Below are 16,004 nucleotides of genomic sequence, written 5' to 3' on the forward strand. Positions count from 1 at the left end.
CCGAACCTGCACCTGTCCACGCTTCCGGCCCCGGATCCGTGGACAACCACAAGGTCGCGCGAGCATCAGCGTCGCGGGAGCGTCAGCGTCGCGGGAACGTCAGCGTCGCGGGAGCGTCGCAGTCCGGCTAGACCGTGTCCGGCACCGCGGTGGGGTCGTTGGCGGCGATCCACCGGTCGGTGCGGAGCCACGAGGCGAACAGCCACTCCTCCTGGGCGTCGCGCCCGCGCGGTATCTCGGCCGGGTCCACCGGCCAGCCCTTCATGATGATGCGCTTGTCCATCGGCAGCTCGCGCCAGATGTCGCGGGTGGTCACCAGGCGGTCGAGGCCCGTGTGCGCCACGAACACGACGCCCGCCTCCGGGGCCTCGTCGAGCGCGGCGAGCAGGCCGCCGGCGTGCGGCGCCATGACGTTGACCATCTGCTCGGCCTGCACCGCGAGGTCCTCGCGGCCCTTCTCGCGCAGCGCCGCGATGCGGGCCACGCGTCGGCGCGGCGTGACGTTGCCGCCCTCGGGGAAGATGAGCAGCGCGCTGCGCGTGTCGAGCTTGGCGGCCAGGTCGCCCACCGCCGACGAGAGCCCCGCGGCACCCGTCCGCCGGGCGGAGTGCGGCGTGATGAACTGCGTGGGCAGCCGGTTCAGCAGGATGTCGATGGCGGGGTCCCACTGCAGGGTGTCCTTGAGCACGATGAGCGGCTCGCGCGCGAACCAGTTGAGCAGCGCGTGCACCAGGATGAACGAGTCGCCCGGGCCCGCGTGCCTGCTCGCGACGATGATCGGGCGCCCCGTGAGCACCGTGCCCACGTCCGCCTCTTCCACCTCGATGCTGAGGCGCAGCGTCCAGCGCACCTGCCAGAACAGCACCTGCAGCATCCGACCGGCGAACACGTAGTGGGCGCGCTGGAACCGCGGCCGCGCCATGGCCCACCCGAAGCCGGAGCCGACCCAGAGCGCGAACGCCACGATGACGACCGTCGCGTCCCAGAAGATGTAGAAGACCGCCATCCACAGGATGCGCGTGAGCCGCAGCCGGCCGGGCAGCAGCCACGTGATGAGGCCGCCCACCAGGGCGAACAGGATCAGTCCCACCGGCAGCAGCACCAGCGCGAGGACGGGCGCGAGCGGCCACAGCACCAGTCGGCGCACCCACCGGGGCGGCAGCCGCCAGTTCACGACTGCGCCAGGTAGGCCACGCTCGCCTCGTACGCCGAGTCGATGCGGGCCTTGGTCGCGTCGAGCTTGCGGTAGCTCCCCAGCTTCTCGTCGCCGGGCTTGGGGCCACCGCTGGGCAGCACGTGCACGCTGACGCCCTCGGGCACCAGGTCGATCTCCCGGGAGAACCGGTGCCTGCGCGCGATCTCGAAGCTCACGCGGGCCACGTCGGACGGCTTGTCGGGCGCCACCAGCGACTCCTCGATGCGCCCCACCTGCAGCACGTACACGCGCGTGGCTCCCCGGCGGATGGCCTCACCCAACGGGATGGAGTTCACGATCCCGCCGTCGACGAAGTGCTCGCCGTCGATCTCGGTGGGAGGCAGGACGCCCGGCACGGACGACGAGGCGAGCACCGCGGGGATCAGCGGACCCGAGTCGAACCAGCGCTCGGCCGCGCGCTCGATGCTGGCCGCGGTCACGGCCAGCGGCACGGTGAGGTCCTCGAAGGTCGGCTCCTCGCCCAGCATGTCGACCAGGAGCGCACGCAGCGGTCCCGGGTCGTTGAGGTGCGTGCGCGACTTCGCCAGGCGGCGCAGCTGCTTGGGCCACGAGTCGCCGTAGATCGCGGCCGCCGCGGGCGACGCCCACGCGTCGACGAGCCGGTCGACGACGCTCACCGTCGGGTCGTGCGCGACGGCCGCACCGTTGATCGCGCCGATCGAGGTGCCCACCACGATGTCCGGCACCACGCCCGCCTCGAACAGCGCGCGCAGCATCCCCACCTGCACCGCGCCGCGCACACCGCCGCCGCCCAGCACCAGTCCGATGGTCACCTTCGGATGGTGACACATCGGACACCCGCTCGGGTCGCGTTCCGGGGCCGCTGGCTTGCGACAATGAGGCGGTGACCTCTCGTCTTCCCCGCGTCCGGGCGTCCGAGCTGGTGGGCCGAGGGTGGCTCAACACCGGCGGCCGCGACGTCACCCTGGCCGACCTGCGCGGCAAGATCGTCGTCCTCGACTTCTGGACGTTCTGCTGCGTCAACTGCTTGCACGTCCTCGACGAGCTGCGCGCGCTCGAGGAGGAGTACCGCGACGTCCTGGTGATCGTGGGCGTGCACTCGCCGAAGTTCGTGCACGAGGCCGACCCCGTCGCGCTCGCGGCGGCCGTCGAGCGGTACGAGGTGCACCACCCCGTGCTCGACGACCCGCAGCTGGTCACCTGGTCCGCGTACACCGCACGGGCCTGGCCCACGCTCGTCGTGATCGACCCCGAGGGCTACGTGGTCGCGCAGATGGCGGGCGAGGGCCACCGGCGCAACGTCGAGATCCTCGTCGAGGAGCTCGTCGCCGAGCACGATGCCAAGGGCACGCTGCACCGGGGCGACGGGCCCTACGTGGCGCCTGAGCCGACCGCCGGGACGCTGCGGTTCCCCGCCAAGGCGGTCGCGCTCCCGAACGGCAACCTCCTGGTGGCGGACGCGGGCCACCACTCGCTCGCGGAGCTCGCCCCCGACGGCGAGACGCTGGTGCGTCGCATCGGCTCGGGCGAGCGCGGGCTGGTGGACGGCATGCCCGACGTGGCGCGCTTCCACGAGCCCAACGGCGTGTGCCTGGTGCCCGACGAGCTGCGCGCGTGGCTCGGCTACGACGTGCTGGTCGCCGACACGGTCAACCACGTGCTGCGCGGCGTGCGACTGACCGACGGCCAGGTCACCACGGTGGCCGGTACCGGCGCGCAGTACATGGTGGGCGCGGCGGACAACGTCGTCGGCTGGGAGCGGCCCGCCGGCCAGCCCGACGCGGACACGGCGGCGGCGCGCGACCTCAAGCTCTCCTCGCCGTGGGACGTCGCGTGGTCGCAGGAGCTCGGGGCGTTCGTCGTCGCGATGGCCGGCAACCACACGCTGTGGGCCTTCGACGGCACGGAGGGCTCGCTGTCGCGCATCGGCGGCACCATGAACGAGGGCCTGCTGGACGGGCCCTCCCGCGACGCCTGGTTCGCGCAGCCGTCCGGCCTCGCGGTCGGCCCCGACGGACGCGTCTGGATCGCAGACTCCGAGACCTCCGCGCTGCGCTGGCTGGAGCCCGCCACCCTCACCGTGCACACCGCCGTGGGTGAGGGACTGTTCGACTTCGGCCACCGCGACGGCCCGGCGGCCGAGGCCCGGATGCAGCACCCGCTCGGCGTCGCGGTGCTCGGTGACGGGTCGGTCGTGGTCGCGGACACCTACAACGGCGCGGTCCGGCGCTACGCGGACGGGGAGGTCACGACGATCGCGTCGGGCCTCGCCGAGCCGAGCGGCTTCGTCGTGCTGCCCGACGGCCTGCTGGTGGTCGAGTCGGCTGCCCACCGCATCACCCGCATCGCGCTCGCCACGGGCGAGCACGTGGACGGCGGCGCGCACCGCACGCAGCGGCCCGTGACCGAGCTCGCTCCCGGCGAGGTCGCGCTCGACGTGGTCTTCACGCCCGCATCCGGCCAGAAGTACGACGACCGCTACGGCCCCTCGACCCGCCTGCAGGTCTCCTCGACCCCGCCGGAGCTGCTGCTCGACGGTGCCGGCGACGGCGTCCCGCTCGAGCGCGCGCTCCGGCTCAACCCGGAGGTGCCCGAGGGGGTGCTCCACGTGACCGCGCACGCCGCCAGCTGCGACGACGACCCTGCGGTCGAGTACCCGGCGTGCCACCTCAACGCGCAGGACTGGGGCGTGCCCGTGCGGGTCGTGGCCGGTGCGGCCGCGAGCCTGTCCCTACCGCTGCACGGCTGAGGTCAGCTCGCGCCCATCACGGCGACGGCCGTGAGCGCGTCGAGCGCGGACCGCACGACGCCTCCCGCCGCGGCGGTCGACGAGACGCCGATCTCGACCAGCCACGGGCCGTGCTCCAACGTGGTGGTGGACTGCTCCCGGTCGAGGTCCGAGGGGCTCCCGCCGCGTGCGATCGCCGAGCTCTCCTCGCCGCGCTTCATCAGCACCGCCCAGGCCGAGCCGCCCATCGTCTCCGTCACCGCCGCCGCGAGCGCACACAGCCGCGGCACCACGCCGGACTGCGCCGCGGCGATCGCGGCCGAGCCGACGACCACGACGCGCTCGGCCGTCACGGCCGGGTCGGCCGTCGGCGTCGCGACCTTGAGCCGGCGGGCCCGCGCGCGCTTGGCGCGGTACTGCTCGACGTCGGCGCGGCGGAACAGCTGGCGTGCGGACACGGGCCCGGACACCGCCGTGGAGGCGACGCCGTAGGAGATCGCGGCGCCGTGCGGGAGGGGGTACATGGCGAGCGTGGTCGACATCGTCTCGGCGACCTCGGACCGCTTGCGGCCGACGGTCACGAGCGCGAACTCGTCGCCGCCGATGCGGGCGGCGGTGGTGCCGGGCAACGCGTCCGCGACGCGGCGCAGCACGTCGCCCACGCTGCGCAGCAGGTCGTCGCCGGCGTCGTGGCCCATCTGGTCGTTGACCCGCTTGAGGCCGTCGACGTCGCACATCACGATGCAGGTCTCGTCGCCCGACTCGAGCGCGGCCTCCGCGACCGCGTCCGCGACCCGACGGTTGGCCAGGCCCGTGAGCGGGTCGTCCGCGACCAGGTGCCGGACCTGCGCCTCGAGGTCCACGCGGGCCACGGCCCCGGCCGCGAGCGCGGCGAGCACCTCGGCGCGCGCGACGTCGTCCAGGGAGAACAGGCCGGCGTCGAGAGCCCGGATCGCGTACAGCTGCCCCCAGACCGTGCCGTTGACGATGATGGGCGCGGCGAGCGCGGAGCCCGCGGACATCTCCTTGAGCGTCGCGACCTCGACGGCGTCGCCCGCCTCCTCGTCACCGTCGGCGACGGGCACACCCTCGATGTCGACGGCGTGGGCCACCCAGCTGGCGCGGTCGCTGATGAGCGCGCGCAGGGCGGGGCGCTCGTCGGCCCGGTAGGACGAGCGGACCATCCACAGCAGCCGGGGGTCGGTCGGCTGGGGCGTGATCTCCAGGATGCGGCACGTGTCCTGCTCGATGCGGCAGAACGCCACCCGCGTCGCACCGAGCACGTCGACGCCCATCCGGGTGGTCACCTGCTGGACGTCCTCGAGCGTGCGGCACCGGTCCAGGCGGTGCGCAGCGAGCGCGAGGCCGCGGGCGCCGACGACGGCCGCGGCGGACCGTCGTCCCGCCCGCGCGCCAGGCGATGCCGCCGCTCGTCGAGTCACCGGGCCATCATCGCGCCTGCGGACGGGTTCCACGACACGTTCCGGGGCGCGAACCCGGCCAATCACCCATCCGCGTGGTCGGCGACCGGATTCCACCCTGCCGCGGGCTCGGGCGTGTCACCCGGGGGTGTCTTGTCGCAGGTGGATCCCACGCGCTGCATCCGACTGCATCCGGCTGCATCCAACCGCGGCCCTCGCACGGAAGAGGTGGTGTCAGCAGCCATCCGGGCGCTGCCCCGAAGGAAGGACGCACCATGCGCGCACGACTTCTCGCCGGCACTGCCGCCGCGAGCCTCGCCCTTGCCGCCGTCGCCGCCACCGCCGGACCGGCGTCGGCCGCGGACGACGCGAAGCTCTCCGTCCTGCACGGCGTCCCCGGTCTCACCGTGGACGTGTACGTCAACGGCAAGCTCACGCTCGACGACTTCCAGCCCGGCAAGCTGGCCGGCCCCCTCGACCTGGCCGCGGGCACCTACACGGTCGCGATCACGGCGTCCGACGCGAAGGACGACAGCGACCCGGCCATCGGGCCCGTCGATCTCGAGCTCGCCGCGGGCAAGAACTACACCGCCGTCGCCCACCTCGACGGCTCCGGCGACCCCACGGCGACGCTGTTCACCAACGACACGTCGACCACGGCGCCCGGCGAGGGCCGCATCACCGTGCGGCACGTCGCGGCCGCCCCCGGCGTCGACGTGCTCGCGGGCAGCGACGCGGTCATCTCCAACCTCGAGAACCCCGACGAGAAGGTGCTCGACCTGCCGGCAGGGACCGTCTCGGCGAGCGTCGTCGCCACCGGGACCACCGAGCCCGCGCTGCTGGGCCCGGCCGACGTGGACGTCGCCGAGGGCACCAACACGATCCTTTACGCCTGGGGCGACGCCACCGCCGACCCCTCCACGTTGGCGCTGGCCACGCAGGTGATCGACGGCCTGCACGGCAACCCGTCGGGCGTGCAGGCCGGCCAGGTGGGCCTCGTCTCCGACTCGGGTACCACGCCGGTGTGGCCGTACGCGCTCGGTGCGCTCGGCGTGGTCTCGCTGGCCGTCGTCAACCGCCGGCGCGCCGACGCGGGCCGCTGACCATGGCACGACGACACCACCGCACGAGCGGCGCGCTGGCTGTCGCGCTCCTCGTCGGCCTCCTTGCAGCGTGCACCCCGAGCAACGCGCAGGAGCCCGAGCCGGTGGTGTCGTCGGCGCCAGCCCCGTCCGCTCCCGGCGGCGGGGACCCCGCACCGGCACCGGCGCCGCCTCCAGCGCCGGTGCCGGCGCGGGTGCCCGTGCGCGACGCGACCGCGCCCGCGCCCGTCGCGATCCCGGGCAGCCCACCTGCCCGGCTCACCGTGGCCAGCCTGGACCTGCGCATGCCGGTGGTGCCGGTCGGGGTGGCCGACGACGGCACCATGGACATCCCGCCGCGGGCCACCGATGCGGGCTGGTACCGGTTCGGTCCCGCGCCGGGTGCGCCCGGCAACACGGTGATCGCCGCCCACGTGGACTCGTGGGTCACGGGCATCGGGCCCTTCTCTCGGCTCCGGGACGTCCGCACGGGCGCCTCGGTGGTCGTCGAGTCGAAGGACGGTGCCACGCACCGGTACCGCGTGGTGTCCGTGCGCAAGATCCCGAAGGACGAGGCCCCCGTCGACCAGTGGTTCGCGCGCGAGGGCGATCCCCGGCTGGTGCTGGTCACCTGCGGGGGAGCATGGCAGCCTGAGATCAGGCACTATGCAGACAACGTCGTCGTCGTCGCCGAACCGACAGGTGCGTAGCCATGGCTGCGGCGGTCGCGGTGCTGGAGCCCGCCATCCCGCGCTCGGCGGGGACGGGTGGGACAGGTGGGGTCATCTCGGCACGGACGACGGACGAGGAGGGCTGGGTGAGCGTGAGCGACCCTGAGCGGTCGGACGCTCCCGCACGCCCTCAGGAGCCGGCGCCGCACCGGCACCGGCTCGACCCCGACGGCGAGGGTGTCGAGGAGCTCGGCGCCGCGTTCGCCGCGGGTGACGAGCTCGCCATCCGCGAGGCGTACCGCCGCTGGTCGGCGCTCGTGCACACCATCGCGCTGCGATCGCTCGGCACCGTCCAGGACGCCGAGGAGGTCACCCAGCAGGTGTTCGTCGACGCGTGGCGCGGACGGCACCGCTTCGACCCCACGCGCTCGCGACTCCCGGCGTGGCTGATCGGGATCACCCGGCACGCCGTCGCCGACGCGCACGAGCGCCGCGCGCGTGAGCGGCGGCTGCTCGCGGCCACCGAGCCGCGCGGAGAGCAGCTGCCCGCCGCCGACGACCGGGTGGTCGACCAGGTGCTCGTCGCCGACGAGCTGGCGCGCCTCGGCGACCCGCAGCGCACCATCCTGCGGCTCGCGTTCTACGAGGACCTCACGCACGACCAGATCGCCGACCGGCTCGGCCTGCCGCTGGGCACCGTGAAGAGCCATGTGCGGCGTAGTCTCGCTCGGCTGCGCAACCGATGGGAGGTGGACGGTGCCGTTGGATGAGTTCCACGTGGACGAGGACGTGCTCGCCCTCCTCGCGCTGGGCGAGGAGGCCGGGACGACGGCCGACCGCGCCCACGTCCAGCAGTGCGAGCTGTGCGCCGACGAGATCGCCGTGCTGGCCGACGTGGTCGCGGTGGCCCGGGCGGGTGACGCCGAGCTGGTCTCGCCGGGTCCGCAGGTGTGGGAGCGCGTCGCCGCCGAGCTCGATCTCGCACCCGCGTCGGGATCGGGCACCGCCGCGCCGGAGCGGGCGGTCGAGGCTGCGCCCGAGCACTCGGCCGAGGCTGCGCCCGAGCGCTCGGTCCAGCCGTTGCCGGACGAGGCGCCGGACGTCGTCGTGCCGCTGGCTCCCCGCCGTGCCGGGGGTCGCCGACCGCGTGCGTGGGCCTGGGCGGCGGCGGCGGCCGTCGTGGGCATCATCGTGGGCGGGGCCGGTGCGGCCTGGGCCCTGACCCAGGGCGACCGCGTGAAGTCGGTGGTCGCCACCGCCACGCTGGAGCCTCTGCCCGGCTGGGACGCGGACGGTTCGGCCACGGTCGAGACGCGCCGCGACGGGACCCGCGTGCTGGTGGTCGACGTGAACGAGCAGACTGCTCCCGCGGGATTCCGCGAGGTGTGGCTCCTGCGGCCCGACGTCAGCGGGCTGGTGGCCGTCGGGACGCTCGAGGGCGCCTCGGGCCGGTTCGAGCTTCCCGCCGGGCTGGACCTCAGCGAGTTCTCGGTGGTCGACGTCTCGCAGGAGCAGTTCGACGGCGATCCTGCCCACTCGGGCGACTCGATCGTGCGGGGCGCCCAGCGCGCCGGAGCGCGGCGCCCCCCACGACCAGCACGACCTGAGGCTCGGTGCCTCGAACCTGCGCGTCAGGCCTGCGCGTCAGGCCTGTGCCTCAGACCTGCGGGGGCGCGGGCGGGACGTCGCGGCGCTCGACGACCTCGCGGTGCGTCGTGTTGGTGCGCTGGGTGTTGAGGGCGATCGACAAGATGAGCGCCAGCAGGCCGGCTCCCATGCAGATGTAACCGATCATCACCAGGTTCACGCCGTCCACCGCGTCCTTCACGGCGAACGACAGGATGGCGCCGATGACGATGAGGGCGATGCCGCCACCGATTCCCATGGGGACTCTCCTTCGGTCGGTGCCTGCGCTGGGGGGTGCGCCGGCTCCCGACGAGCCTGGCGCGACCTCGCGCTCCTCGCACCCGGAGGAGCGCGGGGTCGCCCGATCAGCCCAGGATGTCGGGGTACGCCGCGTCGCCGTCGCCCAGCACGTGCTGCGCCAGGAACGCCGTCACCACCTGGTACCACACGATCGCGTGCTGGGGGCTGAGCACCCAGTGGTTCTCGTCGGGGAAGTACAGGAAGCGGTGCTGCGAGCGACCGTCCTCGCCGGCCGGCGAGCCGCTCGCCGAGAGCAGCTCGTACCAGAGGCGCAGTCCCTCGCCGATCGGCACCCGGTAGTCCTTGTCGCCGTGCACCACGAGCATCGGGGTCACGATCTTGTCGACGAACCGGTGCGGCGAGTTCTCGAGCGCCATCTCGTCGGTCATCTCGCGGGCCCAGTAGAAGGCGGCGTCCGTCGTCGGGCCGAACTGGTCCAGTGCCCACAGGCTCGCGTGCGTCACGATGGCGCGGAACCGGTCCGTGTGGCCCGCCACCCAGTTGGCCATGTAGCCGCCGAACGAACCACCCATGGCGGCCGTGCGGGTCTCGTCGATGTCGTCGCGCGCGACGACGGCGTCCGTGATCGCCACGAGGTCGGTGTAGGGCGCGGCTCCCCACGACCCCCAGCCCACCTGCACGAACTCCTGGCCGTAGCCGGTGGACAGCGCGGGGTCCGGGAGCAGCACGGCGTAGCCCTGCGCCACCAGCAGCCACGGGTTCCACCGCCACGACCAGGCGTTCCACGAGCCGAGCGGACCGCCGTGGATCCACAGGAGCAGCGGCGCCTTGTCGGTCCCCTCGGGCAGGGCCAGCCACGCGCGGACGCGGCGGCCGTCCTCGGCGGTCGTCTCCACCTCGGTGAGCCGGCCGGGCAGGGCCGGGGTCTCGACCGGGCTGCGCAGCGCGGTCGTCGTCCCGGTGCTCAGGTCGATGCGCACGGGGTGCGCGGGAGCCTCGTAGGAGGCCCGGATCGCGAACGCGGTGCTGCCGTCCGCGCTGACCTGCACGTCCGTGAAGGCGGCGTCGTCGGCGGTCACGCGCGTGACCTCGTCGGAGGCCAGGTCCACGCGGAACAGCGGGCTGCGGCCGTCGTCGTCGGCCGTGACCAGCAGTCCACGGCTGTCCGGCAGCCACACGAACCCCGTGGGCCAACGGTCCCAGCCGTCGGCGACCACCCGGGCGTCCCCGCCGGCGAGCGGCACCACGCACACCCGGACCACCGGGGACTGGAACGGGGTCGAGATCGTCTCGCGCCAGAACGCCACCCACTGCCCGTCCGGGCTGATCTCGGGGCCACCGACGTCCGCGCCGGCATCGTCGACGAGAACCCGGCGCTCACCCGAGGCCACGTCGATGGCGACCAGCTGCGCGCGCAGGTCGCCGCCCGCACCGGGCACCCCCCACCCGGCGACGACCGTCGCGCCGTCGGGGCTGATGGCGTAGCCCTGCTCGACGAGAGCGCTGCGCGCGTCCGGCGTGGCGTCCTTGAGCTCCAGCCGCGGGTCGCGGGCCGCCGCGAGCGGCGACGTGACCGACTGCGGCACGTCGGAGGTGAACAGGTGCGGCTGGTCCGGGCCCAGGTCGTGGTCCCAGTACCGTACGGGGTAGCCGTCGTGCAGGATCGCGGCGACCTTCTTCTCCTTGCGGGCGGTGCGCAGCTTCTCGTCGTGCTCGGGGTCGGTGGCCGAGCGCAGCACGTCCGAGCCCACCACCAGCGTCCCGGCGTCGCGGGCCACCTTCACGCCGCCCAGCCCCGCGGTGCGCTGCGCGACCACGCGCGCCTCCGCACCGTCGGCGGGCAGCAGCCACAGCGCCGGGGCGGGCTCGTCGTCCTGCTCCTTGGCGTCGGGGTCCGGGCGCGCGCTGGTGAACAGCAGGTCGCCCGCGGGCGTGAACGCGGCGCTGGCCTCGCCCTTGGCCGACCGGGTCAGCCGCCGGGCCGGCTTCTCGCCGGTCGGGTCAACCTCCCAGAGGGCGGTCACGTACTTGGTGGACTTGGCGTCCAGCGTGGCCACCGCGGTGACGAGCCGCGTGCCGTCGGGTGACAGCTTCAGCCCCGACAACCGAGGGATGGCGACGTACTGCTCGAGGTCGTGGAACGGCGTGGCGGCATCAGTCACCACCCCGTCCTATCACGCCCACCACCCCTCCCGCCCAGCCTCTGCCCTCCTGGTCCACCTCGCCGACCCTCGCCCCGCCCCCGGCCCCCCGCCCCCGCGACCGCCGGGTGTCAAACCGGGGTTGTCCACGCTCGACGGCCTCGAACCGTGGAGAACGTCAGGCTCGCCGCCGGTCGGCCGCCGCGTCGGCCGCGAGGTGGGCGCGGATCGGCGCGATGAACGCCGCGTACGAGCCCAGGTCGCGCGCGGTGAAGCGGAGGAGGTCGATCCGGCCCGTGGCGAGCAGCCTGTTCTGGCGGGTCCGATCCGCGTAGAGGGCGCTCGGAGCGTCGTGCACCTCCCGACCGTCGATCTCGACGAGCAACCACCGTCCACCGCGCAACCGCCACCCCATGTCTCCGCGCGCGAGGAACCGGCCGGCGCCGTCGGAGACCTCGACCTGGAGCTCGTGCGGTCCGATCCCGGCGTCGATGCAGCGGAGCCGCGCGTCGGACTCGAGCGGCGACTCCGCGCGCCCGTCGACGAGGTGCCACCACGCGTCGACCCCGGCTGCCCCGCGCCGCCCACGCATCGCCGCCCGCACGACAGCCAGGCGCTCGTCGTCGACCAGCCCACGGTTCAACGCGTTGTCGAGCACCGCGACCGCAGGCGTCCGCCTCAGCTCGGGCAGGGCCTGGACGAGGGCGTCGTCGAAGGCCGCGACGAGCCGCCCACCCAGCCGGGTGGTCACGAAGTCGTCGTAGTGCCGCACGCGGATCCCGTCGCGGGGTCGAACCGCCGACCCGCCGGGCAGTGCGATCTCCGGTGCGATCCGGGCGGGCAGGCCGGCGACGCCGTGCAGCGCCAGGGCGCACGCACCCACCGGGATCGCGCGCGGGCCGTAGGCGAGCATCCCGAGCCACGCGGCCCGCCGTCGTCGGTCGTCGGGCGGACGGTCATGATCACTCATCGGTTCCGTGTCGTAGACGCCTCGCGTCGGGCGCGTCCATCGGCCCGCGCGAAGCAGTCGGGTCCGTGGCCCGTCGGCGACGCCGTGATCGTCACACTGCGCGGAGGACACGAGTCCGAGCTGCCGCGCAGCGACCGCGACGAGACTGGGCGGCACGACCACTCCCCGAGGCACACGGCCATCTCACCGAAGATCGCCGACGTCGGTAGCCCGTTGTCCCCAGCCCCGGACCGACAACCGGGTCAAGCACGGCCGATCCCGTCGTTGTCCGCGGCTCATGACCCGCAACCGTGGACAACCACAGGTTCGGGCGCTCGAGCGCGGGCGAACCCGTCGTTTTCCGCGGTTGACCACCCGCAACCGTGGACAACCACCGGTTCGCGGGGCCGCGGGGCGGCGGCCCGGGGCCCGGCTGGGTTACTTGGGGTCCTGGTCCGAGAGGCGGGCGAGCATCGCGTTGTAGTCGTCCAGCTCCAGGTCGCCCTCCCGGTCCACGCGCCGGTCGCGGCGGCGGGCGGCGCGCTCGTCGTCGCGGGACCAGGCGACGGCGACCGCGACCGCCATGACCAGGGTCGGGATCTCGCCGATCCCCCAGGTCACCGCGCCGCCGGCCTGCTGATCGGCGATCGCGGACGCGCCCCAGGGACGGCCCATGAGGCCGAACCAGTCGGCGACCAGCAGCGAGTCGCCCCCCACCAGGGTCACGCCGAAGAAGGCGTGGAACGCCATCGTCGCGAACAGCAGCAGCAGCCGCTGCGGGTAGGGCGGCCGCTTCGGACCGGGGTCGATGCCGATCATCGCGTTCACGAACAGGTACCCGGCCAGCGAGAAGTGCACGACCATCGCCAGGTGGCCGACCGAGGACCGCAGCGCCCACTCGAACAGGCCCGAGTAGTAGAACACCAGCATCGAGCCGACGAAGTTCACGGCCGCGACGATCGGGTTCGCGAGGAACCGGCCCACGTGGCTGTTGACCATCACCAGGATCCACTCGCGCGGTCCGCGCGAGTCGTCGCCGCGCAGCATCGTCGTCCGCACGGGGAGCGCGCGCAGCGCCAGGGTGATCGGCGCGGAGAGCGCCAGGAACAGCGGGATCACCATCGCCAGGATCATGTGCTGGACCATGTGAGCGCTGAAGAGCACGTGCCCGTACGTCGACGCGCCGCCCGAGGTGACCCAGAAGAACAGCGCCATGCCGACCGTCCAGGACGCGGCGCGCGCCCACGGCCAGGAGTCGCCCCGGCGGCGCAGGCGGAGCACCCAGCGCCAGTACACGACGAGCCCCGACACCGCCGCGGCCGCGAGCACCAGGTCCCAGCGCCACTCGGTGAACCAGCGCGCGAGGGTCGGCTCGGGCGGCAGAGCGTGGCCGGTGAGCCGGTAGGCGGGCGTCGGGTCGGCGGGCGGGACCTCCGGCACGGGCGGCGCCGTCGAGCCGAGCGCGACGGCGACCCCGGACACGGCCCCCATCACGGCGAGCTCGACGACCACCAGCCGCCAGAACAGCGCCGTGCCAGCCCGCTCGGCGGCTCCACCGTCCAGGCGCGGGATGACGGCGCGCCGGTGGGCCAGGCCGAGCACCCCGAGCACGACGAAGAGGGCCACCTTGGCCAGGAGCAGCGTCCCCCACTCGGTGCCGAGGTCGGACCACGACCCGAGGCGGATGACCCCGTTGACCGTGCCCGAGACGGCGACCGCGACGAAGCACCACGCGGCGATGACCGAGTAGCGAGCCACCGAGGCGGACAGGTCGGTGCCGACCCGCCGCACCAGCAGCGCGAGCGCGGCCAGCGCGCCGATCCAGATCGCGGCCCCGACCAGGTGCAGCAGCATCGAGGACGTCGCCAGATCGTGCCCGGCCGCGCCCGCGGCGTGGCCGAGCTGCGCCTGCTCCCACAGCGCGACGAGCGCGAGCGCCGCGGTCCATGCCGCGCCGGTGGGGGTCGCCACCACGAGGCAGAGCGCGGTGACGACGGCGGCCACCATGGTGATGACCAGCAGCGCGCGGCCCAGCTCGATCTGCGTGACGAAGACGCCCAGCTCCTGGCCGAACGACGCCGAGTCCAGGGGCCGGCCGGCCACGGACGCGTACTTGAGCACCAGGTTGACCACGCACGCCACGGTCCATACCCCGGCGGCCCACCCCGCCACCAGCAGGCTGACCGGATAGGCGCGACCGTCGGCCCGCATCCCGCGGCCTCGCTCGGAGGCTCCTGCGCGCGGGAGCACGCACACGGCGAGCACGAGCGCACCGAGTGCGACCGCACCGGCCAGCTCCGTGAGCGTCGCGGTGACCGGCAGCCCCCACCGCACGGCAGCACCGGGGTCGCGCAGGAGCTGGGGGAGCGCCGCACCGGAGAACGCGACGGCGGCGACCACCGCGACGACGGCCGCCACGACGAGCGCAGCCACGCGCCACGGGCTCGCGGGCGCGCCGGCACCCGGCCCGCCTGGTCGGTCGTCGACGGCTCGGGCGGGTCGGGTGTCGGCGGTGCGGCGGACGTCGGTCACGGGCGCTCCGGGCCTCCGGCCGAGCGACGACGAGCACGCCGCCAGCCCAGCAGGCCGAACACGGCCCCGATCAGCAGGCCGACGCCGATGACCGCGAGCGGCGCGGGCCCGTCGTCGTCCGACGCGGTCGACGGGTCGGCCGTCGGGTCCGCCGTCGCCGACGGGCTCGGCGCCGCGTGGTGCACGACGACCGGCGCGTCCGTCGATGCGCGCGTGGCCTGCGTCGTCGGCGCGGGCGACGCCTCAGCCGTCGTCGGCTGAGCGGCGACGAACGAGAACGCCCCCGAGACCGCGTGCCCGTCCTGCGAGGTCACGCGCCAGGTCACGTCGTACGTCCCGGCGGGCAGGGAGTCGCCCTCGACGGCCTGGCTCACGGTCGTGTCGACGAGCACGGGGTCACCCGCGCTGACCACGGTGCCGTCCGGCGACGTGACCTCGATCGCGGTGCCCAGCGCCACGGCGGGCTCCTCGAAGCTGAGCGTCACCTTCTCGGGGACGGTGGCGACCGTCGTGCCGTCGGCCGGCTCTGTCCCCACCAGCTCGTCGTGCGCCTGAGCGGCGGGCGCCACGGCGACGCCGAGCGCGAGCAGGACCCCGACGACGAGTCCGGAGGCGGGGGCGGTACGACGACGCATGTGTCCCAGGATCCCCCACGTCACGGCTGAACCTGGCGTCGGCGGCCCGTGACGAGGGCCACGACGAGGGCCGCGGCGCCGAGCGCGAACCCGCCGAGGCCGAACCAGACGGCCGCACGGTCGGACGACGACGCGTCCGACCCGGCGTCGGCGGCGGTCACGGTCAGCTCCGGCGCCGGGTGCTCGGGCTCGTCGCCGTCGGTCGTCGGCTGGTCCCAGTCCACCACCGTGCCGTCGCTGTACGTCTGGTGCGCGGGGAGGAGCAGGCGCGTGCCCTCGGCGGGCAGTGGTCCCACCTGCAGCGCGAACTCCTGGAACTCCCCGGCGCCGATCGCCGCGTCACCCGTGGCGGTGAACACGACGCGGCGGGGCGCCTCGGTGATCGTGGCGCCCTGCACCTCGACGGGCTGCGGGAGCGTGGCGGTGCGCACCTCGGCGGTCCACCCGGGGACCGGGCGCACGCCGACGTGGCTCAGCGGGGTGTCGGTGGGCAGGTCGAGCACCACCTGAGTGGTGGTCGCGGCGTCCTTCTCGTTGGGGACGCGGACCGTGAGGACGGTCCAGCCGCCCGCCGCGGTGGACTCCGGGACCACCCGGACGTGGGCGGAGGCGGCGGTGGCCGGAAGGACGGCGAGGGCGAGGCCGACGAGCGCCGTCGCGGCGATCGTGGGCAGGGGTCGTCGGGGCATGACGGATCGCAACATGCAAGAGCTCCTTGGCTGAGCGGGCCGGACGTGCCCGTCGCGCGGGCACCCCCAGGCGGGTGGCAGGACGCGCCGAG

The 16,004-nt window shown here is 74.3% G+C and carries 14 protein-coding genes; 5 read left to right on the forward strand and 9 right to left on the reverse strand.

Annotated features, from left to right (window positions below):
- Window positions 1-127 precede the first annotated feature (127 nt).
- Window positions 128-1,174, reverse strand: coding sequence for a 1-acyl-sn-glycerol-3-phosphate acyltransferase (locus QRT05_RS01455; RefSeq protein WP_289444538.1), 1,047 nt, complete (start codon window positions 1,172-1,174; stop codon window positions 128-130).
- Window positions 1,171-1,989 (reverse strand): patatin-like phospholipase family protein, encoded by an 819-nt coding sequence (locus tag QRT05_RS01460; protein WP_289444540.1) that lies wholly within the window; start codon window positions 1,987-1,989, stop codon window positions 1,171-1,173. The genes QRT05_RS01455 and QRT05_RS01460 overlap by 4 nt, the downstream gene beginning before the upstream one ends.
- A gap of 71 nt (window positions 1,990-2,060) precedes the next feature.
- On the opposite strand from QRT05_RS01460, the gene QRT05_RS01465 reads away from it, so the two are divergent.
- On the forward strand, window positions 2,061-3,926 hold the full coding sequence (locus QRT05_RS01465; RefSeq protein ID WP_289444543.1) for an NHL domain-containing thioredoxin family protein: 1,866 nt from the start codon (window positions 2,061-2,063) through the stop codon (window positions 3,924-3,926).
- Window positions 3,927-3,928: 2 nt separating this feature from the next.
- Here the strand turns inward: QRT05_RS01465 and QRT05_RS01470 are convergent, their stop codons facing one another.
- The gene (locus QRT05_RS01470; RefSeq protein WP_289444545.1) at window positions 3,929-5,347 is read right to left on the reverse strand and encodes a GGDEF domain-containing protein; all 1,419 of its coding nucleotides are present in this window, start codon (window positions 5,345-5,347) and stop codon (window positions 3,929-3,931) included.
- Window positions 5,348-5,601: 254 nt separating this feature from the next.
- On the opposite strand from QRT05_RS01470, the gene QRT05_RS01475 reads away from it, so the two are divergent.
- The 4 genes from QRT05_RS01475 (at window position 5,602) to QRT05_RS01490 (ending at window position 8,816) form a co-directional block, all read left to right on the forward strand.
- Window positions 5,602-6,429 (forward strand): DUF4397 domain-containing protein, encoded by an 828-nt coding sequence (locus tag QRT05_RS01475; protein WP_289444549.1) that lies wholly within the window; start codon window positions 5,602-5,604, stop codon window positions 6,427-6,429.
- 200 nt (window positions 6,430-6,629) lie between these two features.
- Entirely contained in the window at window positions 6,630-7,118 is a 489-nt protein-coding gene (locus QRT05_RS01480; protein ID WP_289444551.1) for a class F sortase, read from the forward strand.
- A 113-nt stretch (window positions 7,119-7,231) separates the two neighbouring features.
- Entirely contained in the window at window positions 7,232-7,849 is a 618-nt protein-coding gene (locus QRT05_RS01485) for an RNA polymerase sigma factor (protein WP_289446087.1), read from the forward strand.
- Window positions 7,836-8,816 (forward strand): anti-sigma factor, encoded by a 981-nt coding sequence (locus QRT05_RS01490; RefSeq protein ID WP_289444554.1) that lies wholly within the window; start codon window positions 7,836-7,838, stop codon window positions 8,814-8,816. Before QRT05_RS01485 ends, QRT05_RS01490 begins: the two co-directional genes overlap by 14 nt.
- Here the strand turns inward: QRT05_RS01490 and QRT05_RS01495 are convergent.
- The 6 genes from QRT05_RS01495 to QRT05_RS01520 form a co-directional block, all read right to left on the reverse strand.
- A complete protein-coding gene (locus QRT05_RS01495) occupies window positions 8,737-8,964 on the reverse strand; it encodes a DUF6458 family protein (protein WP_289444556.1) in 228 nt (75 codons plus the stop codon). The genes QRT05_RS01490 and QRT05_RS01495 overlap by 80 nt on opposite strands.
- A 106-nt stretch (window positions 8,965-9,070) precedes the next feature.
- Complete coding sequence (locus QRT05_RS01500; RefSeq protein WP_289444558.1) at window positions 9,071-11,128, reverse strand: alpha/beta fold hydrolase; 2,058 nt, start codon at window positions 11,126-11,128, stop codon at window positions 9,071-9,073.
- A 157-nt stretch (window positions 11,129-11,285) separates the two neighbouring features.
- Window positions 11,286-12,251: a type IV toxin-antitoxin system AbiEi family antitoxin domain-containing protein gene (locus QRT05_RS01505; RefSeq protein ID WP_407650273.1), complete on the reverse strand. Its 966-nt coding sequence runs from the start codon at window positions 12,249-12,251 to the stop codon at window positions 11,286-11,288.
- A 243-nt stretch (window positions 12,252-12,494) separates the two neighbouring features.
- A complete protein-coding gene (locus tag QRT05_RS01510) occupies window positions 12,495-14,588 on the reverse strand; it encodes a cytochrome c oxidase assembly protein (protein WP_326522623.1) in 2,094 nt (697 codons plus the stop codon).
- The gene (locus tag QRT05_RS01515; RefSeq protein WP_289444563.1) at window positions 14,585-15,223 is read right to left on the reverse strand and encodes a copper resistance CopC family protein; all 639 of its coding nucleotides are present in this window, start codon (window positions 15,221-15,223) and stop codon (window positions 14,585-14,587) included. The genes QRT05_RS01510 and QRT05_RS01515 overlap by 4 nt, the downstream gene beginning before the upstream one ends.
- 20 nt (window positions 15,224-15,243) lie before the next feature.
- Window positions 15,244-15,927: a YcnI family copper-binding membrane protein gene (locus tag QRT05_RS01520; protein WP_289444564.1), complete on the reverse strand. Its 684-nt coding sequence runs from the start codon at window positions 15,925-15,927 to the stop codon at window positions 15,244-15,246.
- Between the last annotated feature and the right edge of the window lie 77 nt (window positions 15,928-16,004).

The organism is Cellulomonas edaphi (genome assembly GCF_030362815.1).
Classification (GTDB): Bacteria; Actinomycetota; Actinomycetes; order Actinomycetales; family Cellulomonadaceae; genus Cellulomonas; species Cellulomonas edaphi.